The organism is Enterobacter cancerogenus, assembly GCF_019047785.1.
In the GTDB taxonomy this organism is placed as follows: domain Bacteria; phylum Pseudomonadota; class Gammaproteobacteria; order Enterobacterales; family Enterobacteriaceae; genus Enterobacter; species Enterobacter cancerogenus.
Map to the genome: position 1 here is coordinate 3,648,053 of NZ_CP077290.1, position 21,340 is coordinate 3,669,392.

18 protein-coding genes are annotated in these 21,340 nt (G+C 56.9%); 10 read left to right on the forward strand and 8 right to left on the reverse strand.

Annotation, left to right across the window (positions count from 1 at the left end; translation table 11 throughout):
* Nucleotides 1-64 precede the first annotated feature (64 nt).
* Nucleotides 65-1,480: an arabinose-proton symporter AraE gene (araE, locus tag I6L58_RS17225; protein ID WP_088208597.1), complete on the forward strand. Its 1,416-nt coding sequence runs from the start codon at nucleotides 65-67 to the stop codon at nucleotides 1,478-1,480.
* A gap of 86 nt (nucleotides 1,481-1,566) precedes the next feature.
* Here the strand turns inward: araE and I6L58_RS17230 are convergent, their stop codons facing one another.
* Genes I6L58_RS17230 through I6L58_RS17245 form a run of 4 tightly spaced genes read right to left on the reverse strand, consistent with a single transcriptional unit; the run spans nucleotide 1,567 to nucleotide 5,792 of the window.
* Nucleotides 1,567-2,853: an ABC transporter substrate-binding protein gene (locus I6L58_RS17230; RefSeq protein ID WP_088208598.1), complete on the reverse strand. Its 1,287-nt coding sequence runs from the start codon at nucleotides 2,851-2,853 to the stop codon at nucleotides 1,567-1,569.
* A gap of 13 nt (nucleotides 2,854-2,866) precedes the next feature.
* Complete coding sequence (locus I6L58_RS17235; RefSeq protein WP_006178336.1) at nucleotides 2,867-3,994, reverse strand: ABC transporter ATP-binding protein; 1,128 nt, start codon at nucleotides 3,992-3,994, stop codon at nucleotides 2,867-2,869.
* A 12-nt stretch (nucleotides 3,995-4,006) separates the two neighbouring features.
* Nucleotides 4,007-4,909, reverse strand: coding sequence for a carbohydrate ABC transporter permease (locus I6L58_RS17240; protein WP_006178334.1), 903 nt, complete (start codon nucleotides 4,907-4,909; stop codon nucleotides 4,007-4,009).
* On the reverse strand, nucleotides 4,902-5,792 hold the full coding sequence (locus I6L58_RS17245; RefSeq protein WP_006811834.1) for a carbohydrate ABC transporter permease: 891 nt from the start codon (nucleotides 5,790-5,792) through the stop codon (nucleotides 4,902-4,904). The genes I6L58_RS17240 and I6L58_RS17245 overlap by 8 nt, the downstream gene beginning before the upstream one ends.
* A gap of 544 nt (nucleotides 5,793-6,336) precedes the next feature.
* Here I6L58_RS17245 and wzz(fepE) point away from each other — a divergent pair.
* Nucleotides 6,337-7,461 (forward strand): LPS O-antigen length regulator Wzz(fepE), encoded by a 1,125-nt coding sequence (gene wzz(fepE) / locus I6L58_RS17250; RefSeq protein ID WP_058608567.1) that lies wholly within the window; start codon nucleotides 6,337-6,339, stop codon nucleotides 7,459-7,461.
* A 44-nt stretch (nucleotides 7,462-7,505) separates the two neighbouring features.
* On the opposite strand, the gene I6L58_RS17255 is transcribed toward wzz(fepE), so the two are convergent.
* Nucleotides 7,506-7,829 carry a cupin domain-containing protein gene (locus I6L58_RS17255; RefSeq protein ID WP_088208599.1) on the reverse strand — a complete coding sequence of 108 codons (324 nt, stop codon included), beginning with the start codon at nucleotides 7,827-7,829 and terminating at the stop codon, nucleotides 7,506-7,508.
* Nucleotides 7,830-7,964: 135 nt separating this feature from the next.
* Here I6L58_RS17255 and I6L58_RS17260 point away from each other — a divergent pair, with 135 nt between their 5' ends.
* A complete protein-coding gene (locus tag I6L58_RS17260) occupies nucleotides 7,965-8,657 on the forward strand; it encodes an aspartate/glutamate racemase (RefSeq protein ID WP_088208600.1) in 693 nt (230 codons plus the stop codon).
* Here I6L58_RS17260 and I6L58_RS17265 read toward each other — a convergent pair.
* Nucleotides 8,652-9,578: a LysR family transcriptional regulator gene (locus tag I6L58_RS17265; RefSeq protein ID WP_088208601.1), complete on the reverse strand. Its 927-nt coding sequence runs from the start codon at nucleotides 9,576-9,578 to the stop codon at nucleotides 8,652-8,654. The two genes, I6L58_RS17260 and I6L58_RS17265, sit on opposite strands and share 6 nt — an antisense overlap.
* 123 nt (nucleotides 9,579-9,701) lie before the next feature.
* Between I6L58_RS17265 and lysA the strand changes: the two genes are divergently transcribed.
* Nucleotides 9,702-10,964: a diaminopimelate decarboxylase gene (gene lysA / locus I6L58_RS17270; RefSeq protein WP_088208602.1), complete on the forward strand. Its 1,263-nt coding sequence runs from the start codon at nucleotides 9,702-9,704 to the stop codon at nucleotides 10,962-10,964.
* Here the strand turns inward: lysA and I6L58_RS17275 are convergent.
* Nucleotides 10,934-11,971 (reverse strand): LacI family DNA-binding transcriptional regulator, encoded by a 1,038-nt coding sequence (locus I6L58_RS17275; protein WP_088208683.1) that lies wholly within the window; start codon nucleotides 11,969-11,971, stop codon nucleotides 10,934-10,936. The genes lysA and I6L58_RS17275 overlap by 31 nt on opposite strands.
* A gap of 300 nt (nucleotides 11,972-12,271) precedes the next feature.
* On the opposite strand from I6L58_RS17275, the gene I6L58_RS17280 reads away from it, so the two are divergent.
* From I6L58_RS17280 to I6L58_RS17295, 4 genes are all read left to right on the forward strand, one after another.
* Nucleotides 12,272-13,597 (forward strand): PTS sugar transporter subunit IIC, encoded by a 1,326-nt coding sequence (locus I6L58_RS17280; RefSeq protein ID WP_088208603.1) that lies wholly within the window; start codon nucleotides 12,272-12,274, stop codon nucleotides 13,595-13,597.
* Between the two features lie 7 nt (nucleotides 13,598-13,604).
* Nucleotides 13,605-15,032 carry a glycoside hydrolase family 1 protein gene (locus I6L58_RS17285; protein WP_088208604.1) on the forward strand — a complete coding sequence of 476 codons (1,428 nt, stop codon included), beginning with the start codon at nucleotides 13,605-13,607 and terminating at the stop codon, nucleotides 15,030-15,032.
* Between the two features lie 91 nt (nucleotides 15,033-15,123).
* Nucleotides 15,124-15,897: a GntR family transcriptional regulator gene (locus I6L58_RS17290; protein ID WP_006178324.1), complete on the forward strand. Its 774-nt coding sequence runs from the start codon at nucleotides 15,124-15,126 to the stop codon at nucleotides 15,895-15,897.
* The gene (locus tag I6L58_RS17295; RefSeq protein ID WP_088208605.1) at nucleotides 15,894-16,370 is read left to right on the forward strand and encodes a GNAT family N-acetyltransferase; all 477 of its coding nucleotides are present in this window, start codon (nucleotides 15,894-15,896) and stop codon (nucleotides 16,368-16,370) included. Before I6L58_RS17290 ends, I6L58_RS17295 begins: the two co-directional genes overlap by 4 nt.
* Here the strand turns inward: I6L58_RS17295 and galR are convergent.
* On the reverse strand, nucleotides 16,331-17,347 hold the full coding sequence (gene galR / locus I6L58_RS17300; RefSeq protein ID WP_058608559.1) for an HTH-type transcriptional regulator GalR: 1,017 nt from the start codon (nucleotides 17,345-17,347) through the stop codon (nucleotides 16,331-16,333). The genes I6L58_RS17295 and galR overlap by 40 nt on opposite strands.
* A gap of 619 nt (nucleotides 17,348-17,966) precedes the next feature.
* Between galR and aas the strand changes: the two genes are divergently transcribed.
* Together aas and lplT are read left to right on the forward strand one after the other, a co-directional pair.
* The gene (gene aas, locus I6L58_RS17305; RefSeq protein WP_088208606.1) at nucleotides 17,967-20,126 is read left to right on the forward strand and encodes a bifunctional acyl-ACP--phospholipid O-acyltransferase/long-chain-fatty-acid--ACP ligase; all 2,160 of its coding nucleotides are present in this window, start codon (nucleotides 17,967-17,969) and stop codon (nucleotides 20,124-20,126) included.
* On the forward strand, nucleotides 20,119-21,312 hold the full coding sequence (gene lplT / locus I6L58_RS17310; protein WP_088208607.1) for a lysophospholipid transporter LplT: 1,194 nt from the start codon (nucleotides 20,119-20,121) through the stop codon (nucleotides 21,310-21,312). Before aas ends, lplT begins: the two co-directional genes overlap by 8 nt.
* Nucleotides 21,313-21,340 lie beyond the last annotated feature (28 nt).

Here is a 21,340-nt window from a genome sequence, read left to right on the forward strand (position 1 = left end):
CTGACACTTTTCCGCGCTATCTCGTAATTTCAGTGAACGAATTTCGCTGTTCAGGCAGGAAACTATGACATCTCTCAATGACTCTACCCTCATGCCCGCGGCGCTGCGCGACACCCGCCGCATGAACCAGTTTGTCTCCGTCGCGGCGGCCGTAGCGGGTCTGCTGTTTGGGCTGGATATCGGCGTTATCGCCGGTGCGCTGCCGTTTATCACCGATCATTTTACGTTAAGTAATCGCCTGCAGGAGTGGGTGGTGAGCAGCATGATGCTGGGCGCCGCAATTGGGGCGTTGTTCAACGGTTGGCTCTCGTTCCGCCTGGGACGAAAGTACAGCCTGATGGTCGGGGCGATCCTGTTTGTGGCCGGTTCACTGGGGTCGGCGTTTGCCACAAGCGTTGAGGTGCTGTTGCTCTCGCGCGTGCTGCTTGGCGTGGCGGTGGGGATCGCCTCCTACACCGCGCCGCTGTATATCTCCGAAATGGCGAGCGAGAACGTGCGCGGCAAGATGATCAGCATGTATCAGCTGATGGTGACGCTCGGCATCGTGCTGGCGTTTCTTTCCGATACCTGGTTCAGCTACACCGGTAACTGGCGCGCCATGCTCGGCGTGCTGGCGTTGCCCGCGCTGTTGCTGATGGTGCTGGTGATTTTTCTGCCGAATAGCCCGCGCTGGCTGGCGCAAAAAGGCCGCCACGTCGAGGCGGAAGAAGTGCTGCGAATGCTACGTGACACCTCTGAAAAAGCGCGTGAAGAGTTGAACGAGATCCGCGAAAGCCTGAAGCTGAAGCAGGGCGGCTGGGCGCTGTTTAAGGTCAACCGCAACGTGCGCCGCGCCGTGTTTCTGGGGATGCTGCTGCAGGCGATGCAGCAGTTTACGGGCATGAACATCATCATGTACTACGCTCCACGCATCTTTAAAATGGCGGGCTTCACCACGACCGAGCAGCAGATGATCGCCACCCTGGTGGTCGGGCTGACCTTTATGTTCGCCACCTTTATTGCCGTATTTACCGTCGATAAAGCCGGACGTAAACCGGCGCTGAAAATTGGCTTTAGCGTGATGGCGCTCGGTACGCTGATCCTCGGCTACTGCCTGATGCAGTTTGATCAGGGCACGGCATCGAGCGGGCTTTCCTGGCTCTCCGTCGGCATGACCATGATGTGCATTGCCGGTTATGCAATGAGCGCCGCGCCGGTGGTGTGGATCCTGTGCTCTGAAATTCAGCCGCTAAAATGCCGCGACTTTGGTATCACCTGTTCCACCACCACCAACTGGGTGTCGAACATGATTATCGGTGCGACCTTCCTGACGCTGCTGGATGCCATTGGTGCAGCGGGAACATTCTGGCTCTACACGGTGCTGAACGTGGCGTTTATTGGCGTAACGTTCTGGCTGATCCCAGAAACCAAAGGGGTGACGCTGGAGCACATTGAACGCAAGCTGATGGCGGGGGAGAAGTTAAAAAACATAGGCGTGTGATTTTATTGCCCGGTGGCGCTTACGCTTACCGGGCCTACGATAGCCTGTAGGCCGGGTAAGCGTAAGCGCCACCCGGCTTTGTTTTTTTACCGCATCGCACGTCTTAAAATACGTTCCGCCTGACGCTGGAAATCAGCGGCGGTCTCTTCGACGGTTTTCTGACCGTAGTCGAGGTACTGCAACGACGTGCCAAACTGCGCCACGATTTGCGGGTCGTCAAAATAGGGTGAAACGGAGAGTTTTGTCGGCAGGGATTGCGCCAGGCGCAGGCCGGCAACCGACGGGTCGTTCTCCTTGATCGTGCCGTCCTCTGTGAGGAACTGCACCGCCGCTTTGCTCAGCGGCACGCCGCGTTCCAGCCCCAGCGTGTCCACCCCCTCTTTGCTGTTCAGCAGGAAGTTAATCAGCTTCGCCGCCGCCTGCGGGTTCTTGGTGGATTTACCAATCGACAGCATCTGCGCCGGTTTAAAGAACAGGCCTGCGTCGGTCGCGCCTGGCAGCATCGGATAATTACCCAGCTCCAGTTTTGCCGGTGGCTTCAGGTTGTCGGAGTATTTGTTAATGGTTGAGTTCCACATGTAGGTTCCGCCCCATTCGCCCTGGATCCACGGCTTCATCTCATACATGTTGCTCTTGCCAAACGACGCATAGTATTTGGTGTCCGGCATGACGTGACTGTCGATCAGCTTTTTGTAGGTCTGGAAAAACTCAACCCACTGCTCTTTGGAATAAGTGAACTTTTTGGTCTTCTCGTCCACCGCCGGAATGTTGTATTTCTGGATCATGTAGGAGTTCAGCAGCGCCAGGGTGTCCTGATGTTCCAGCACCACCGGATAATACTGCTTGCCGAGCTTGCTCTCGAACGCCTTACCGGCGGCCATCAGCTCGTCCCAGGTTTTTGGGTATTCAACGCCCGCTTTTTTCCAGGTCTCGTCGTTGAAATAGAAAACGCGCGCGGTGACGGAGATCGGAATGCCGTTCAGCTTGCCGTTAACCGTGGTCGACTGCAGCTCTTTCGGATCGAACTGCGTCAGGTCAATGGTGTCTTTCAGCGTGTTCAGATCGTAGAAGCCGTCACCAGTTTTAGAGAAAATCGGCAGCCAGTTCCAGTTGGTCTGCATCACGTCCGGTTCGGTGCCGCCTGCAATCTGGGTCGTCAGGCGCGATAAGTGGCCGTCCCAGCCGGTGTATTCTGCTTTGACGTTAATGTCCGGGTTCTGTTTATGGAACTCTTCCAGCGCTTTCAGGGTGACCTGGTGACGGCCATTGCCGCCCCACCAGGACATGCGTAAATCGACATTTTGCGCCATCGATGGCAATGCGGTAAGGCCCAGAGTCGCGGAGATTGCTGCGCTTAAAAGCACTTTTTTCATTTTTATAACTCCATTAAAGAGAGATGTTCTGCTCGGTTTTCGCGTCAAAAACATGACACTTATTCATGTCAAACGTGAAGTACACCTTGCGATGAAGGCCTTTATCAATCATCGGTTTGGCTTCATCGGAAGGAATTCGGGCGGTCAGTTCGTAGTCCGCGACTTTGAGGTACACAAAGAATTCGTGGCCCATATTTTCGACGCGCACCATCTCGCCGCTGCATCCGCCGTTTGGGAACGGCTCGTCGGAGAGCGAAACAAATTCCGGGCGCACGCCGTAGAAGACCTCCTGCCCGGCATAAGCGGAGACTTTCTCCTGCATGGCCGCGTTTAACGGCATGGATTCAGCCCCGATGGCGATATGCAGTCGGCCCTCTTTTTCCACCAGGCGGCAGGGGCGAATGTTCATCTCCGGCGCGCCGATAAAGCCCGCCACGAACATGTTTTTGGGTTTGTGATAAAGGTTGTCCGGGGTATCCACCTGCATGATGTGGCCGAGCTTCATCACGCAGATGCGGTCGCCCATGGTCATCGCTTCGGTCTGGTCGTGGGTCACATAGACGGTGGTGGCCGGTTTGCCTGACGCCTTAAGCTGTTTGTGCAGGTCGGAGATGCGGATGCGCATGGAGGCGCGCAGCTTGGCATCGAGGTTCGACAGCGGCTCATCGAACAGGAACACGTCCGGCTTTTTGACAATCGCACGGCCTACGGCCACGCGCTGTGCCTGACCGCCGGAAAGCTGACGCGGCAGACGGTCGAGCAACTCTTCCAGCTCGAGGATTTTGGCCGCCTCGTTCACCTGAGACTCAATCTGATCTTTCGGCAGCTTGCTGAGCTTCAGGCCAAAGGCCAGGTTCTCACGCACCGTCATGTGCGGATAGAGCGCATAGTTCTGGAACACCATCGCGATCCCGCGCTCTTTCGGGGCGAGGTTGTTCACAATCTTCTCGCCGATGCGCACTTCGCCGCCGCTGATGGTTTCCAGCCCGGCCAGCATGCGTAGGGTGGTGGATTTGGCGCAGCCGGACGGCCCGACGATCACCATAAACTCGCCTTCAGCGATTTTCAGGTCGATAGCATGTACCGCTTTGAAGCCGTTGGAGTAGACCTTTTCCAGTTTGTTGAAGATAACTTCAGCCATGGTATTTCCCTCTTAACCTTTAATTCCGCTGCTGGTCACGCCCTGGACGAAGTAGCGCTGTGCCAGGAAGAAGACGATGATGGATGGCAAAATGGAGATGCTCGCCATTGCCAGAATTTCGTTCCACGGCGCCCCTTCGGTGACGTCGATGGACATTTTCAGAGCCAGTGCAATCGGGTATTTATCCACGCTGTAGACATAGATCAGCGGCCCGATAAAGTCGTTCATGGACCACATAAACTGGAACAGGGCAACGGAGATGATGGCAGGCTTCAGAATCGGCACGACCACATACCACAGCACCTGAATGGAGTTACAGCCGTCAATCTGCGCGGCTTCCTCCATGTCACGCGGCACGCCGCGCAGGAACTGGATCAGCATGAACACGAAGAACCCCTGCGTGGCGAAGGCCAGCGGCAGGTACAGCGGCATGTAGCTGTTCAGCATGCCCATTTCACGGAACATCAGGTACTGCGGGATCAGCAGCACGGTGCTTGGCAGCAGCATGGTGGTGATGAGCGTGGCGAACCAGAACTTCTTCCACGGGATCTCGAAGCGGGCAAAGCCGTACGCCACGATGGTGGAGGAGATAATGGTCAGGATCACTTTGGGGATCACATACTTAAAGGTGTTCAGCATGTAATGGCCAAAGTTGTACTCGGTCCCGGTTTTCCAGCCGTTAACGAAGCCGTCCCAGGTGGCGTGGGCAGGCCACAGGCTCAGGGTGGTGAAGATCTCGTGGTTCGGTTTGAACGACGCCGAGAACATCCACACTAGCGGGTAAAGCATCAGCAGGCCGACAAACAGCAGGATCACGTAGCGAATGCTGGCGTTGATCTTCTCTTTGCGCAGGGTGCGCGCCACTTCGCGCTCGGCGACGCTTCTCGCCGTGGAGAGTTGTTGGATATCAGCCATTTTTGCCTCCTTTATCGGCGGAGTAGAACACCCAGTATTTCGACGACTTAAAGGCGATACCGGCAAAGACGGCGACCACCAGGAACAGAACCCACGCCAGCGCCGCCCCGTACCCCATGTCGAAGTATTTAAACGCGGTGTCGTAGATGTAGAGCGAGAACAGGTAGGTCGAGTAGGTTGGCCCGCCGCCGGTGATGACGTATGGCCCGGTAAATTCCTGGAACGCCTGGGTCGTCTGCATGATGAAGTTGAAGAAAATCACCGGGGTAATCAGCGGCACGGTCACTTTCATGAACATCTGCCATTTTGACGCCCCGTCGATCATCGCCGCTTCATACTGCGACTGCGGCACGTTTTGCAGCGCCGCGAGGAAGATGACCATCGCGGAGCCAAACTGCCAGACGCGCAGCAGCGTCACGGACATCAGCGCCAGAGACGGCTCGCCCAGCCAGTTCACCGGGTCAAAACCAAATACCCCGATAAAGCTGTTAAGCAGGCCATCAATAGCAAAAAGCGCGCGCCAGAGCACCGCAATGGCGACGGAACTGCCGAGAATAGAGGGAATATAGTAGGCGGTACGGAAGAATCCGATGCCGCGTAATTTAAAGTTCAGAACAAACGCTATTCCTAATGCAAACGCGAGCTTTAAGGGGATGGTTAAAAATACATACGCGAACGTCACGCCCATTGATTTCCAGAAGAGCGTGTCTTCGGTAAACATGTAGCGATAGTTCTCAATGCCGTTAAACACCGGCGGGCTCATCAAATCGTAATCCGTAAAGCTAAGAAAGAACGATGAGACAAAAGGGAAAGCCGTAAAGAGTATCAGCCCAATTATGTAGGGCGATATCCACGCTAACCCCAGCAGCTTGTTTTCATTCATACATACCTACCTGGCGATCGATGGTTTAAAACGGAATCTGCGTTTCGTTACCGCGCCCACGCCTGTTAAGTGCGGCATGAGCGAGAATGCTTAGGGCTGCGCGTCTCGGCTGTACTCATTGACATATTGTTTTTTAAGGATTTTGTAGAGCTGTGCTCGCTGCGCGCGGGTTTAGTTTCAAAAGAGACGAACCACTGTTTTTGAATACTAAAGCGTCGTTTTAATTTATTTTATTGCGATTTGTTTCCGCGTCATTCGCTTAATGATGGAAATGTGATCAATGTCGAAACGGTGTTTCAATAAGGTGAGGGCGGTGGCATTTTTGACTTTTCAGTAAGCCCCAGAACCCAGTTTTGCGGCGGAAGGTCGAAAAATGAGGGAGGGATAATTAACAACGAAATTGTGAACAGGGTAACTACTAATTCTGATAGTCGGTGTACAGTTAGACTAATCTCGCGTTCAGATAATTCTTACTTTCTTGTATCATCGATTCACGAGAACCCATCGAGCAGAAATTTACTGCCTCTTAAAAAGAAGAACGGTTATGTCAGCAATGGACTTCAAGAAAAATACGGACCTCGATTTCCCCCGCTATACCTCCCCGGCTCACAGCGCAAAAGAGATTGACCTTCTGGGACTGCTGGACGTCCTGTTGGCGGCGAAAAAACGCATCATTGCGATTACGTTTACCTTTGCCCTGGCGGGCCTGGCCATTGCGTATCTCATGCCGCAAAAGTGGACCAGTAAAGCCGTGATCACCCCTGCCGAGCAGACGCAGTGGAACCCGCTGCGACAGATGATGGTAGCCTTGCAGGTACTGGATGTGGACGTGAAGGTCGACCGTCCTGACGTATTTAATATGTTCATCAAAAAGTTTCAGTCGCAGACGCTGCTCGAAGAGTACATGAAGAACTCCCCGTATGTGATGTCGCAGCTGGAAGGCACCAACGTGGACCCGCTGGAACTGCACCGCGCGGTGGTGAATATCTCTGAAAAAATGAAAGCGACGGATAACACCCTGGCGAAAGATGCGGATAAAGCGCCGTACGTCTCCTGGACGCTGAGCTTTACCGCGCCGACGGCAGGTGACGCGCAGACGGTGCTGGAGGGCTACGTTGACTATATCACCCATATCGTTGAGCAGGAGACGATGCAGAATATTCGTAACCAGATCGCGCTGAAAACGAAAGTGGTGCAGCAGCAGCTGGCGCTGGATCGCGTGCGTCTGACCAATCTGCATAACACTAATCTGCAGCGTCTTAACTATTCGCTGGAAGTGGCGAACGCGGCCGGCATCAAAAAACCGGTCTACAGCAATGGTCAGGCAGTGAAAGATGACCCGGATTATTCCGTTGCGCTCGGGGCGGACGGTATCGCGCAAAAGCTGCAGATTGAAAAGAACCTCAAAGACGTTGCCGAGCTGAACGCCGACTTCCAGAACCGCGAATACTTCCTGGCCCAGCTGCAAAACCTGTCCGTTGAAGACGTCAAGCTGGAGCCGTTTAAATATCAGCTTACTCCGTCAATGCCGGTGAAAAAAGACGGCCCGGGTAAAGCGTTGATTGTGATTCTTGCCGCGCTGGTTGGCGGCCTGTTTGCCTGCGGCAGCGTGCTGCTGCGCGGCGCCATGATTGCACGCGCTCCGCTGCCTGAACCGGTCACGGAATAAACCTGCGGTAATAACGAGAAGGGGCGCTGTTTCAGCGCCCCTTTTTATTTCAGGAAATCCTCGCGGACCGGCGTGAAGGTATCCAGCAGCGTGCCGGGTTTCAGGCACACGCAGCCGTGCATAATGTGCGGCTCCTTGTACAGCGTATCGCCCGCCGTCACCACGCGTTTCTCTTCCCCGATGGTGAACTCAAACTCACCGGAGAGAACATAGGTTAGCTGCTCATGCGGATGGTTATGCATCGGGCCAATGGCGCCCTGTTCAAAATTAACCTCAACCGCCATCATCTTACCGTTATGCGCCAGAATGCGTCGCGTGACGCCGTTGCCCAGATCGTCCAGCGTCGTCTCTTTATGGAAAACAAACATATCTCCGCCTTGGTTTAATGTGAAACATTGTTTCATTTAATTTATCCCAGCAAAAATGAAAAAGAAACGCGCTGCTAAAGAACTGGAAACAGGATCACAAGTTTGCTTCACTGGGAGCAACATTAAGGAGAGTCTATGAAAACGATCGGTCTGTTAGGTGGCATGAGTTGGGAATCGACCATTCCCTATTACCGTCTGATTAATGAAGGGGTCAAGCAACGCCTGGGCGGACTGCATTCGGCAAGCCTCCTGCTGCACAGCGTGGATTTCCACGACATTGAAGCCTGCCAGTCTCGCGGGGAGTGGGATAAAGCCGGAGAGATGCTGGCGCAGGCGGCGCTCGGGCTGGAACGTGCGGGCGCAGAGGGGATCCTGCTCTGTACCAATACCATGCACAAAGTGGCGTCCCACATTGAGACGCGCTGTGCGCTGCCGTTCCTGCACATTGCCGACGCGACCGGGCGGGCGATTGCCGCTTCGGGGATGTCGCGCGTGGCGCTGCTGGGCACGCGCTATACCATGGAGCAGGATTTCTACCGGGGCCGCTTAGAAAGCGCGTTTGGCATTGAAAGCCTGATCCCGGACGAAGCCGATCGGGGGCGCATCAACCAGAGCATCTTTGAGGAGCTGTGCCTTGGCACTTTCAGCGAAACCTCGCGCGCGTATTACGTCAGCGTCATTGAGAAGCTTGCGCGTCAGGGGGCGGAAGGGGTGATTTTCGGCTGTACCGAAATCGGCCTGCTGGTTCCCGTGGAGCAAAGCCCGATCCCGGTGTTTGATACCGCCGCCATTCATGCCGCAGATGCGGTGGAATTTATGCTGTCATAAGGGGTTCTGTAGGTCAGGTAAGCGAAGCGCCACCTGACGCGCGTGCTCAATTAAATGTTCGGTGAAAGCCTCGACCAGCGCGGACGCCGGGCGATGCAGCGGGCGGATCAGGCTCACGGTAAACGGAACGGAAACGCTAAAGCGGCGGATCACAATGCCGCTTCCGGCGTAGTCCATCGCCGTGAGCGGGTTCACCACCGAAATACCCACGCCTGCGCGCACCATGGCGCAAATCGAGGCGGCGCTGTGCGTTTCTACCACCATCCGCCGCTTCACCTGATGCTCGGCAAACAGCGTATCCAGCAGCTGTCGATAGCTGTCGGTTTGCGACAGGCTGATGTAATTCTCCCCCTGGAAATCCGCAGGCGTCAGCACCTCTTTTGCGGCCAGCGGATGCCCTTCGGGCAACACGCACACTTCGTCCAGCGCCAGCAGCTCCGTGCGTTCCGTACCGGCGGGCGTAGCGAGCGTTTCCGTCAGGCCCAGATCGTGACGCTGTGCAGAGAGCCACTCTTCGAGCAGCGGCGACTCCTGCGGCACGATGGTGAGATTGACCTCGGGATAGCGGGCAAGAAAGGGCTGTAACAGCATGGGTAAAAAGGACTGGGAAAAGACGGGCAGGCAGACGATAGACAGCTCACCCTGGCGAAACTCGCGCAGGCTCTCCGCCGCGCTGACAATGCGATCCAGCCCGTACCAGGAGCGCTGAACTTCCTCAAACAGACGCAGCCCTTGCACCGTCGGGTGCAGCCTGCCGCGTGTGCGTTCAAACAGCTTCAGTCCCAGCACTTTCTCAAACCGCGCCAGCTCGCGGCTGACCGTCGGCTGGGAGGTATGCAGCATCTGTGCGGCTTCGGTGAGATTACCAGTCGTCATCACGGCGTGAAAAATCTCGATGTGGCGGAGGTTAACGGCGGGCATAAGTCACCTGAACGTTGAGCGTTATCCATATCATTTTTGCATAGACTCGCGATAAAACGATATTTTTTATTCTCTTTCGGCTGTGGCGTAATGGACAAAACAGTCATGATCCGGAGTACCACCATGCCACGCCCGCTCAACCAGACCGATACCGATCTGAACGCCGACAACCTGCTGCGCCTGCCCGCTGAATTTGGCTGCCCGGTGTGGGTCTACGACGCACAGATTATTCGCGAGAAAATTGCCGCCCTTCATCAGTTTGACGTGGTGCGTTTCGCCCAAAAAGCCTGCTCCAATATTCATATTCTGCGACTGATGCGTGAACAGGGCGTAAAGGTAGACTCCGTTTCGCTGGGCGAAATCGAGCGCGCGCTGGCGGCCGGGTTTGATCCGCAATCCGACAGCGACGCGATTGTGTTCACCGCCGATCTGATCGACGACGCAACCCTCGCACGCGTTCATGAGCTGCGCATTCCCGTTAACGCCGGTTCGGTGGATATGCTGGAGCAGTTGGGGCAGGTATCACCCGGCCATCGCGTCTGGCTGCGCGTCAACCCAGGCTTTGGTCACGGCCACAGTCAAAAAACCAACACCGGCGGCGAGAACAGCAAGCACGGGATCTGGCATGGCGATCTCCCTGCCGCGCTGGAGGTACTGCAGCGCTACGGCCTGAAGCTGGTTGGCATTCACATGCATATCGGCTCCGGCGTGGACTACGGTCATCTTGAGCAGGTGTGTGGCGCAATGGTGGATCAGGTGCTGGCGTGTGGTCAGGATCTGGAGGCGATCTCCGCGGGGGGCGGCCTGTCCATTCCGTATCGCGAAGGCGAAGAGGCGATCGATACCGATCACTATTACGGCCTGTGGAGCGCCGCGCGCGACAAAATTGCGGCCCACCTGGGCCACGCGGTGAAGCTGGAAATTGAGCCGGGGCGTTTCCTGGTGGCGGAGTCCGGCGTGCTGGTGGCGCAGGTGCGCAGCGTGAAAGAGATGGGATCGCGCCATTTTGTGCTGATCGACGCGGGCTTTAACGATCTGATGCGCCCGTCCATGTACGGCAGCTATCACCACATTACGGCACTCGCCGCCGACGGGCGCGATCTGCTGAACGCACCGCGCGTGGAGACGGTGGTCGCCGGTCCGCTGTGTGAATCCGGGGACGTGTTCACCCAGCAGGAGGGCGGTAAAGTGGAAACCCGCGCGCTGCCTGAAGTGAAGCCGGGTGACTATCTGGTGCTGCACGATACCGGCGCGTACGGGGCGTCGATGTCCTCTAACTACAACAGCCGCCCGCTGCTGCCGGAAGTGCTGTTTGATCGCGGCGTGGCAAGATTGATCCGTCGCCGCCAGACCATTCAGGAACTGCTGGCGCTGGAGCTGTTCTGAGTGAAATACGGCCCCGTCGTCACCGAGTCGCGCAAGACCAGCGTGCCGGTAAACGGCGGGATCGCCTCCACCGGCTGGTTCTTCGCCAGCCGGATCGCCTGATCGATAGCAGTGACGATCATGTTGTCGATCGGCAGATAAACCGAGGACAACGCGGGCTCCAGCCATTTCGCGCTCGGCGCATCATCAAACCCAAACAGCGAAATATCCTGCGGGATCTTCAGCCCGGCCTGGTGTAATGCTTTGAACGCACCCAGCGCCATATCATCGTTACAGGCAAACAGCGCGCTGAACGGCACGGCGTCGACGATAAGCTCCTTGCACAGCTCATAACCCCGCGTCATTCCCGCATCGCCGTATTTAATCCGTCGTTCGTCAAGACGGATGCCGTGCTTCTCCAGCGCTTTGCGGTAGCCCATCAGGCGGGCTTTACCGGTAGGAGTATGAATGGGAACGGTGATGCAGGCGATCTCGCGATGGCCCTGGCTTATCAGGTAATCCACGGCTTTAAACGCGGCATCCTGCTGCTCGAAGAACACGCAGCGATCCGCCGCCTGGCTAACCTCACGGTTGATCACCACCAGCGGGGTTTGCACCGTGTTGATAAGCTTCATGATCGCCTTTTCGCTCATGTAGCGTGTATAGAGAACGATGGCGTCGCACTTGCGATCCGCCAGCATCTGAACGGCCTGCTCTTCCTGCTCGGGCGCATCATGACCGTCGGTGACGATCAGCTGCTTGCCGTGCGTTTCGGTCTGCCGGGAGGCCTGCTGCAACAGGCGACCAAAGTAAAAACCGTCAAAGGTGGAGACCACCAGACCAATGCTGTTGCTGGTCTGGTTCGCCAGCGAACGCGCGAGAAAGTTCGGGCGATAGCCCAGCTCTTCCATCGCGGTGAACACCTGCTGACGCGTACTCTCTTTAACCTGACCCGTGCCGTTCAGCACGCGCGAGACGGTGGCTTTCGACACGCCCGCGCGTAATGAGACATCCAGCATTGTTGCCATGAGTAATTCCTGCTTCCACGTAATGCCCTGCAGTTTAACACAGACCCCACGGCGCATAAGCGACGCGGCAAGGGCAAAACCCCCATCACGATCACGCTTTTCGGTAACGATCTGCCTGAGCGGAATAATTGCCTGTAAGTGGTATGCCAAATTGGTAGTAAATCGCAATCTGGAATACCTCTGGCGGCACTGAGAGCCGAATCACAGAACAAAACCCGTCATGCGTCTATTTTTGGTATGCCAATAGTAGCCGGCTGTACACCTTTTTCAATAAAAGCCCTTTTACTGAGGTATTACCCTATGGCATTACAGGAAAAACTGATCGACGCTCTGGGCAGTTTCGCCACCAAATTCAACAGCTATCGCTATATCATGGCGATCAAATCCGCTTTTATCACCCTCATGCCGGTCATCATCGTGGGGGCTTTCTCCGTGCTGATCTCCAACATGGTGCTGGATCCAAAAAACGGCCTGGCCAGCTTCCAGTCGCTGTCGTTTCTCGCCGCACTTAAGCCCATCACCAGCGCGCTGAACTACGCCACGCTGAACTTCCTCAACATTGGCGCGGTGTTTCTCATCGGCGTGGAGCTCGGGCGCATTAACGGCATTAAGTCGCTGTTCCCGGGGCTGCTGGCGGTGATTTGCTTTATCTGCGTTACGCCGACGACGGTCAAGATGCTGGTGGACGGCGAAATGCACGTGGTGAAAGACGTGCTGCTGCGCCAGTTCTCCGATACCCGAAGCCTGTTCCTCGGCATGTTTATCGCCATTCTTTCCGTAGAGGTGTATTGCTGGCTGGAAAACCGTAAAGGGCTAAAAATTAAGATGCCGGATACCGTACCGCCTAACGTAGCGGCCTCGTTCTCCGCACTGATCCCGGCGATTATTACCACCACGGCCATTGCGACCTTTGGCTTTATTTTCCATCAAACCACCGGCATGTACCTCTACGACGCAGTGTACCAGGTGGTGCAACAGCCGCTGGAGCGCGTGGTGCAGAGCCTGCCTGGCATCCTGCTGCTGATGTTCGTGGCTCAGCTGTTCTGGGTGATCGGCATTCACGGCAACCAGATGATCAAACCGATCCGCGAGCCGCTGCTGCTGGGGGCGATCACCGTCAACATGAGCGCGTTCGAGCAGGGGAAAGAGGTGCCGAACATCATCACCATGCCGTTCTGGGATGTGTACATGAGCATCGGCGGCTCCGGCCTGACCATCGGCCTGCTGATCGCCGTGATGATCGCCACCAAACGCAAAGAGATGAAAGAGATCGCCAAGCTCTCTATCGGGCCGGGCCTGTTTAACATCAACGAGCCGGTGATCTTCGGTATGCCAATCATGCTCAACCCGATCCTCGCCATTCCCTTTATCATCACTCCGCTGGTGACCGGTTCGATTGGCTACTTTGCCACGGTGACAGGTTTTGCCGGTAAGGCAGTGGTGATGGTGCCCTGGACCACGCCGCCGCTGATTAACGCCTGGCTCTCTACGGCAGGCTCAATGGGGGCGGTGGTGACCCAGCTTATCTGTATTGTCACCGCCGTCCTGATCTACCTGCCGTTTGTGAAGATTGCCTCGCGCCGCGCAGAGCAGGCCGCGCTGCAACACGCCACCGACAACGCATGAGGACGCTATGAGCATAAAAAAGATGACGATACCGCAGGATTTCATTCTTGGCGCGGCGGCCTCAGCCTGGCAAACCGAAGGCTGGAGTGGCAAGAAAGCGGGGCAGGATTCATGGATCGATCTGTGGTACAAAAATGACCGACATGTCTGGCACAACGGCTACGGCCCGGCCGTGGCCACCGACTTTATCAACCGCTTTCGCGAAGACGTGGCGCTGATGAAGGCGGCGGGGTTAACGCACTACCGCACCTCAATCAACTGGTCACGCTTTCTCACCGACTATGAAAACGTAACGGTAGACGAGGAGTACGCGGCCTGGTACGACGCGCTGTTCGATGAGATGCACCGTCAGGGCATCGAGCCGATGATCTGCCTTGAGCACTACGAGTTGCCGGGCGTACTACTGCAGACCTATGGTGGCTGGGCGTCAAAGCACGTGGTTGAGTTGTTCACGCGTTATGCCGAAAAGGTGTTTGAACGCTATCACCACAAGGTCAGCCGCTGGTTTACCTTCAACGAACCCATTGTGGTACAAACCCGCGTCTATCTCGATGCCCTGCGCTGGCCCTATGAGCAGAATACCGACACATGGATGCAGTGGAACCACCACAAGGTGCTGGCGACGGCAAAGGTGGTGAAGCTGTTTCGTGACAAGGGTTATCGGGGGACGGTAGGGTGCATCCTCAACCCGGAAGTGACCTATCCGCGCTCGCGCGCGCCGCATGACGTGCGCGCCGCAGAGATGTACGACCTGTTCTATAACCGCGTATTTCTTGATCCGCTGGTCCATGGGCGCTATCCGCAGGCACTTTTCTCCCTGCTGGAGCAGCATCAGGTTCAGTGGGAATACACCGCAGACGAACTGGCGCTGATTGCCGACAACACCGTCGATGAACTGGGCATCAACCTCTACTATCCACACCGCGTGAAAGCGCCTTCCCGCGCCTGGCACCCGGAGACGCCGTTCCACCCGGCGTACTATTATGAGCCGTTCGAACTGCCGGGGCGGCGGATGAATGCCTCCCGCGGCTGGGAGATATACCCACGCATTATCTACGACATGGCGATGCGAATTAAACAAGACTATCGCAACATCGACTGGTTTGTGGCGGAAAGCGGAATGGGCGTGGAGAACGAAGCGCAGTTTCGCAACAGTGACGGCATTATCGAAGACTCTTACCGCATCGATTTTATCAGTGAGCACCTCTATTACACGCTGCTGGCGCGCGAAGAAGGGGTAAATTGTCACGGCTATATGCTGTGGGCGTTTACCGACAACGTCTCTCCGATGAACGCATTCAAAAACCGCTATGGCCTGATTGAGATCGATCTCAACGACAATCGCGCCCGGCGTGCGAAAAAATCGGCGGCCTGGTTCCGGCAGTTGCGCGATGCGCGCGAGCTCACGCTCACGGTTGATGATGAATGGAAGTAGGCGAAAAGCGTGCGGGTTCTGATAAAATAGCGCACAAACTGGCCGGGAGGATGCCCGGCCTGCGCATTAACTGACAATCACAGGTGATCACGTGGATAAGGCTGTCATCCTGCCGGAAAAAAAACAGTACCAGGAAATTGGCGAGGATTTACGGACGCAAATTATCCAGGGGCACTATCCCGTTGGGTCGCGTCTGCCGCCCGAGCGCAACATTGCTGAAACCTACGGCGTGAGCCGCACCATCGTGCGGGAAGCGCTGCTGATGCTTGAGTTGCAGGGCACCGTAGATATCCGCCAGGGGTCTGGCGTCTATGTCATGCGCATTCCTGAGGAGCACGAAAACGAGGAAGAACGCTTTCTTAACAGTGACGTCGGCCCGTTTGAGATCCTTCAGGCGCGCCAGCTGCTGGAAAGCAATATCGCCGCGTTTGCCGCCAAAATGGCAACGCGGGCGGATATCGACAATCTGCGCCGGATAATCGAACAGGAACAGCGGGCGATTGCCGCGGACGATAACAGTCAGGACAATAACAAGATGTTCCATCTGGTGCTGGCCGGGGCCACGCAAAACCAGATGCTGCTGGCGACCGTCGAGAGCGTCTGGCATCACATGGACAGCAGCCCACTGTGGCAGCAGTTTAACGTCCATATTGCCAGCCGGGCCTGGCGCCTGAAATGGCTGGGCGACAGGCAAACCATTCTCGCCGCGCTGCGCCGCCGGGATGTGATGGGCGCCTGGCAGGCGATGTTCCAGCATCTTGAGAATGTGAAAAAGAGCCTGCTGGAGCTGTCCGATGAAGACGCGCCCGATTTTGACGGGTATCTCTTTGAATCGGTGCCTATTTTTCAGGGTAAGCTGGTGTGAACATTCTGCCGCTATATGCCGCGCCGCAGTTTGCGGACCGGGTAACCGACTGGATCTGGCAGGCGTTTGGCGACGGGCTGCCGCGCGCCTTTTTCCAGAGCATTGTCGACCATAGCCAGACGCCCGATGCGTTGCCGCTCACCTTTATCGCTGCCGACGGAGACAACCTGCTGGGCACGGTCGGGCTGTGGCGCTGCGACTTGATCAGCCGTCAGGATCTTTACCCGTGGCTCGCCGCGCTATACGTCGACGAGGCGGCGCGGGGACAAGGCCTGGCGGGGCAACTGCAGCGGCATGTCATCGCGTATGCCGCGCAGGCCGGGTTTACTGAGCTGCACCTCTGGTCTGCCTGCCGTGACTTCTACGAACGCTACGGCTGGCAATACATCGGTGACGCGCTCGAATACCCTGACAAAAGGGTTCACCTCTACCGCTACGCCTCGGATGCCTCTGCCGGAGGGACTACGGAGTGACGGCGCACCAGCGTTGGGCTGAACAGATGGGTAATTTCCGGCGGCGGGCGATTCTCTGCCAGGGCTAACGCCAGCTCGGCGGCCTGGGTCGCCATGGTGACGATCGGGTAACGCACCGTGGTCAGGCGAGGGCGAACGTAGCGCGACACCAGCACATCATCAAAACCAATCAGCGAAATTTCAGCCGGCACCTCAACGCCATTGTCATTCAATACCCCCATCGCACCGGCGGCCATCGAATCGTTATAGCAGGCGATGGCCGTGAAGTTGCGCCCGCGGCCCAGCAGTTCCGTCATGGCCTGCTCGCCGCCGCTCTCGTCGGGTTCACCGTACGCCACCAGCCGGTCATTGCACGGTAGACCGTGTTCGCGCAGCGCGTCGTAATAGCCTTGCAAACGATCTTCGGCATCGGAGATGGGGTGGTTGGAGCAGAGATAACCGATGCGGGTATGGCCCTGCTGAATAAGGTGACGCGTCGCGAGCCACGCGCCGTAGCGGTCGTCGAGAGCCACGCAGCGCTCTTCAAAATCGGGAATGATACGGTTGATGATCACCATGCCGGGGATCTGCTTCATCAGATGAATCAGTTCGGCATCGGGGATCATTTTGGCATGGACCACCAGCGCCGCGCAGCGGTGGCGCATCAGCTGTTCAATGGCCTGGCGCTCTTTTTGCTCGTTGTGATAGCCATTGCCGATCAGCAGAAAATTGCCCGTCTGGTAAGAGACGTGCTCCACGGCTTTGACCATGGCGCCAAAAAAAGGGTCGGAGACATCGCCCACCACCAGCCCGATCGTCTCGGTAGACTGCTGGGCAAGCGCACGCGCGTTGGCGTTGGGGTGATAATTCAGGTTTTCCATGGCGTCCTGCACGGCCTGGCGTGATGCATCGCTGGCTTTCGGGGAGTTATTGATCACGCGCGAGACGGTCGCGACGGAAACACCGGCCAGACGAGCCACATCCTTTATTGTCGCCATTCAATACCTTCTTATTTGGGGTAAGCGTTTACACGTAAACAGTGTTGCGGAAAAGTGGCGCGCATTCAAGGGGAGCAGGCGGGACGCCTCAACAAACGTGACCCAGACCACCCCGGACGGTGTAATCGTTACACGCAGACTCATGTCAAAGCCGTGTGATTCTGAACCTTTAGTTACACTTTGCCTTAGGCTGTTGCGATTGTCCGATAGCAGAGTCCCGGAGTGGGTTGATAGAGTCGAGATCCCAGAGGTATTGATAGGTGGTATCAACTCCGGTTGATTAACACGATTTACACCAACCTGCGTTTTACGCAGGTTTTTTTTTGCCTGTAAGTTCAACCTGTAACAGCAACAGAGAATATTCACACCTGGTTGCACTTAGGCTCATTCCTTTGCGTTTTCCAGGTGGCGAAGCACAGGGTGAACAGCCACAATCAAGATCCCAGAGGTATTGATTGGTGAGAATTCTTAGTACGGTTTCGTACTCATCTCTTGCACCAACCTGCGCGGATGCGCAGGTTTTTTTTTGCCTCTTTTTTTGCTGTCGCTCCCTAACGACTTCTCGTGTAATCTGCCACCATTTAGTCACCCTCCACACTGGCTGGCAAAGGGAGTTGAGATGCTTTTTGGGTTCTTCCGTACACTGTTCCGTATCCTCTTTCGTATTCGCGTAACCGGCGATCCGCAGGCGTTTTTTGGCGAACGCGTGCTGATCACGCCAAACCACGTCTCCTTTATTGACGGCATTCTGCTGGCATTGTTTTTGCCGGTGCGCCCGGTTTTTGCGGTCTACAGCTCCATCAGCGAAAAGTGGTTTATGCGCTGGCTGGCGCCGCTGATCGATTTTGTGCCGCTCGACCCGACAAAACCGATGATGATCAAACACCTGGTGCGCCTGGTTGAGCAGGGGCGTCCGGTGGTTATTTTCCCGGAAGGGCGGATCTCGGTGACCGGCTCGCTGATGAAAATCTACGACGGCGCGGGGTTTGTTGCCGCAAAGTCAAAGGCCACCGTGGTGCCGATGCGCATTGAAGGTGCCGAGCTTACCCGGTTCAGCCGCCTGAAAGGGCTCGTGAAGCAGCGACTGTTCCCCGCCATCACCCTGCATATTCTTCCCCCGACCTCATTGCCGATGCCCGAGGCGCCGCGCGCGCGGGATCGCCGCAAAATCGCTGGTGAAATGCTGCACCAGATTATGATGGAAGCGCGCATGGCCGTTCGCCCGCGCGAAACGCTCTACGAATCGCTGCTGTCGGCCCAGTACCGCTATGGTGCGAACAAAAACTGCATCGAAGACGTTAACTTTACGCCGGACACCTACCGCAAACTGCTGACGAAAACGCTGTTTGTTGGCCGCATCCTCGAGAAGTACAGCAAGCAGGGTGAAAAAATTGGCCTGATGCTGCCTAACGCAGGCATCAGCGCGGCGGTCATTTTTGGCGCGGTGTCGCGTGGCCGTATCCCGGCAATGATGAACTACACGGCGGGCGTGAAAGGGCTGACCAGCGCGATTACCGCTGCGCAAATCAAAACCGTGTTTACGTCTCGCCAGTTCCTCGACAAAGGCAAGCTGTGGCACCTGCCGGAGCAGCTCACGCAGGTGCGCTGGGTTTTCCTGGAAGATCTGAAAGCCGACGTCACCCCCGGCGACAAGCTGTGGATTTTTGCTCACCTGCTGATGCCGCACCTGGCGCAGGTGAAACAGCAGCCGGAAGATGACGCGATCATCCTCTTTACCTCTGGCTCCGAAGGCAATCCGAAAGGGGTGGTGCACAGCCATAAAAGCATTCTGGCTAACGTCGAGCAGATCAAAACCATCGCCGACTTTACGGCGAAGGACCGCTTTATGTCGGCCCTGCCGCTGTTCCACTCGTTTGGCCTGACGGTTGGGCTTTTTACGCCGCTCCTGACCGGCGCGGAGGTGTTCCTTTACCCAAGCCCGTTGCACTACCGCATCGTGCCGGAGCTGGTGTATGACCGTAACTGCACCGTGCTGTTCGGGACGTCCACCTTCCTCGGCCACTACGCGCGCTTTGCCAACCCGTATGACTTCTTCCGGGTGCGCTATGTCGTCGCCGGGGCGGAAAAACTGCAGGAGAGCACGCGCCAGATCTGGCAGGACAAGTTTGGCCTGCGCATCCTCGAAGGCTATGGCGTGACGGAGTGCGCGCCGGTGGTCTCCATTAACGTGCCGATGGCGGCGAAACCTGGCACGGTCGGGCGTATTCTGCCGGGAATGGACGCTCGCTTGCTGGCGGTACCGGGTATTGAAGAGGGCGGCCGACTGCAGCTGAAAGGGCCGAATGTGATGAACGGTTACCTGCGTGTGGAAAACCCGGGTGTCCTCGAAGCCCCGACGGCGGAAAACGTTGACGGTGAAACAGAGGCCGGCTGGTACGACACCGGCGATATCGTCCGCTTTGATGCTCAGGGCTTTGTGCAGATCCAGGGCCGGGCAAAACGCTTTGCCAAAATTGCCGGGGAGATGGTCTCTCTGGAAATGGTGGAGATGCTGGCGACGGCGGTCTCTGCCGATAAGCTGCACGCCACCGTGGTGAAAAGCGATGCCAGCAAAGGCGAAGCGCTGGTGCTCTTTACCACCGACAGCGAGCTGAAGCGCGAGCAGTTGCTTAAGCATGCGCGCGAGCACGGCATTCCTGAACTGGCGGTGCCGCGCGACATTCGTTATCTCAAGCAACTTCCGGTGCTGGGCAGCGGCAAGCCCGACTTCGTGACCCTCAAAGGCATGGTTGAAGAGGCAGAACAGCAAAATGCGTGAGTCAGTACACACTAACACCTCCCTCTGGTCGAGAGGCATGCTGGCGGTCACGGCCGCCCAGTTTCTCTCTGCCTTCGGGGACAATGCCTTACTGTTCGCGACCCTGGCGCTGTTAAAAGCTGAGTTTTACCCCGACTGGAGTCAGCCTGTCCTCCAGATGGTGTTTGTGGGTGCTTACATTATCTTTGCGCCGTTTGTGGGGCAGGTCGCGGACAGTTTCCCGAAAGGCCGGGTGATGATGTTTGCGAACGGCCTGAAGCTGCTGGGCGCGGCCAGTATCTGCTTTGGTATCAACCCGTTTATCGGCTATACGCTGGTGGGCGTTGGCGCGGCCGCTTACTCGCCGGCGAAATACGGCATTCTGGGCGAACTGACGACGGGTGATAAGCTGGTTAAAGCCAACGGCCTGATGGAGTCATTCACCATTGCGGCGATCCTGCTCGGCTCCGTGGCGGGCGGGGTACTGGCCGACTGGCATGTACTGGCGGCACTGGGCGTGTGTGCGGTGGTGTACGGCGGCGCGGTAGTGGCCAACCTGTTCATTCCCAAACTGCCGGTGGCGCGTCCGGGGCAATCCTGGCGTTTCGCGCCGATGACCGGGAGTTTCTTTAATGCCTGTCGCGTGCTGTGGCGTAACGGCGAAACGCGCTTCTCGCTGATGGGCACCAGCATGTTCTGGGGGGCGGGCGTGACCCTGCGTTTCCTGCTGGTGCTGTGGGTTCCGGTGGCGCTGGGGATTGTGGACAACGCGACGCCTACCTACCTTAACGCAATGGTTGCCGTCGGGATTGTCGTCGGCGCGGGCGCGGCGGCGAAGCTGGTAACGCTCGAGACCGTGGCGCGCTGTATGCCTGCGGGGATCCTGATAGGCGTTGGCGTTCTGTTCTTCTCGCTTCAACACGCGTTGTTGCCCGCCTACGCACTGCTGATCCTGATCGGGATACTGGGCGGTTTCTTTGTGGTGCCGCTGAACGCGCTATTGCAGGCGCGCGGCAAGCAGACGGTCGGCGCGGGGAATGCGATTGCGGTGCAAAACCTGGGCGAAAACCTGGCGATGCTGCTGATGCTGGGGCTCTACTCGCTGGCGGTTAAAGCGGGTGCACCAGTGGTTGGGATTGGCATCGGGTTTGGGGCGCTGTTTGCGCTGGCGATTGCAGGCTTGTGGCTCTGGCAGCGTCGCCGTTGAGAGATATTGCCGGGTGACGGCTTCGCCT

Bases quoted from the DNA above. Each gene is read 5' to 3' on its own strand.
- araE (WP_088208597.1), top strand. From the start codon at position 65: ATGACATCTCTCAATGACTCTACCCTCATGCCCGCGGCGCTGCGCGAC.
- I6L58_RS17230 (WP_088208598.1), bottom strand. From the start codon at position 2,853: ATGAAAAAAGTGCTTTTAAGCGCAGCAATCTCCGCGACTCTGGGCCTT.
- I6L58_RS17235 (WP_006178336.1), bottom strand. From the start codon at position 3,994: ATGGCTGAAGTTATCTTCAACAAACTGGAAAAGGTCTACTCCAACGGC.
- I6L58_RS17240 (WP_006178334.1), bottom strand. From the start codon at position 4,909: ATGGCTGATATCCAACAACTCTCCACGGCGAGAAGCGTCGCCGAGCGC.
- I6L58_RS17245 (WP_006811834.1), bottom strand. From the start codon at position 5,792: ATGAATGAAAACAAGCTGCTGGGGTTAGCGTGGATATCGCCCTACATA.
- I6L58_RS17255 (WP_088208599.1), bottom strand. From the start codon at position 7,829: ATGTTTGTTTTCCATAAAGAGACGACGCTGGACGATCTGGGCAACGGC.
- I6L58_RS17260 (WP_088208600.1), top strand. From the start codon at position 7,965: ATGAAAACGATCGGTCTGTTAGGTGGCATGAGTTGGGAATCGACCATT.
- I6L58_RS17265 (WP_088208601.1), bottom strand. From the start codon at position 9,578: ATGCCCGCCGTTAACCTCCGCCACATCGAGATTTTTCACGCCGTGATG.
- lysA (WP_088208602.1), top strand. From the start codon at position 9,702: ATGCCACGCCCGCTCAACCAGACCGATACCGATCTGAACGCCGACAAC.
- I6L58_RS17275 (WP_088208683.1), bottom strand. From the start codon at position 11,971: ATGGCAACAATGCTGGATGTCTCATTACGCGCGGGCGTGTCGAAAGCC.
- I6L58_RS17280 (WP_088208603.1), top strand. From the start codon at position 12,272: ATGGCATTACAGGAAAAACTGATCGACGCTCTGGGCAGTTTCGCCACC.
- I6L58_RS17285 (WP_088208604.1), top strand. From the start codon at position 13,605: ATGAGCATAAAAAAGATGACGATACCGCAGGATTTCATTCTTGGCGCG.
- galR (WP_058608559.1), bottom strand. From the start codon at position 17,347: ATGGCGACAATAAAGGATGTGGCTCGTCTGGCCGGTGTTTCCGTCGCG.
- aas (WP_088208606.1), top strand. From the start codon at position 17,967: ATGCTTTTTGGGTTCTTCCGTACACTGTTCCGTATCCTCTTTCGTATT.
- lplT (WP_088208607.1), top strand. From the start codon at position 20,119: ATGCGTGAGTCAGTACACACTAACACCTCCCTCTGGTCGAGAGGCATG.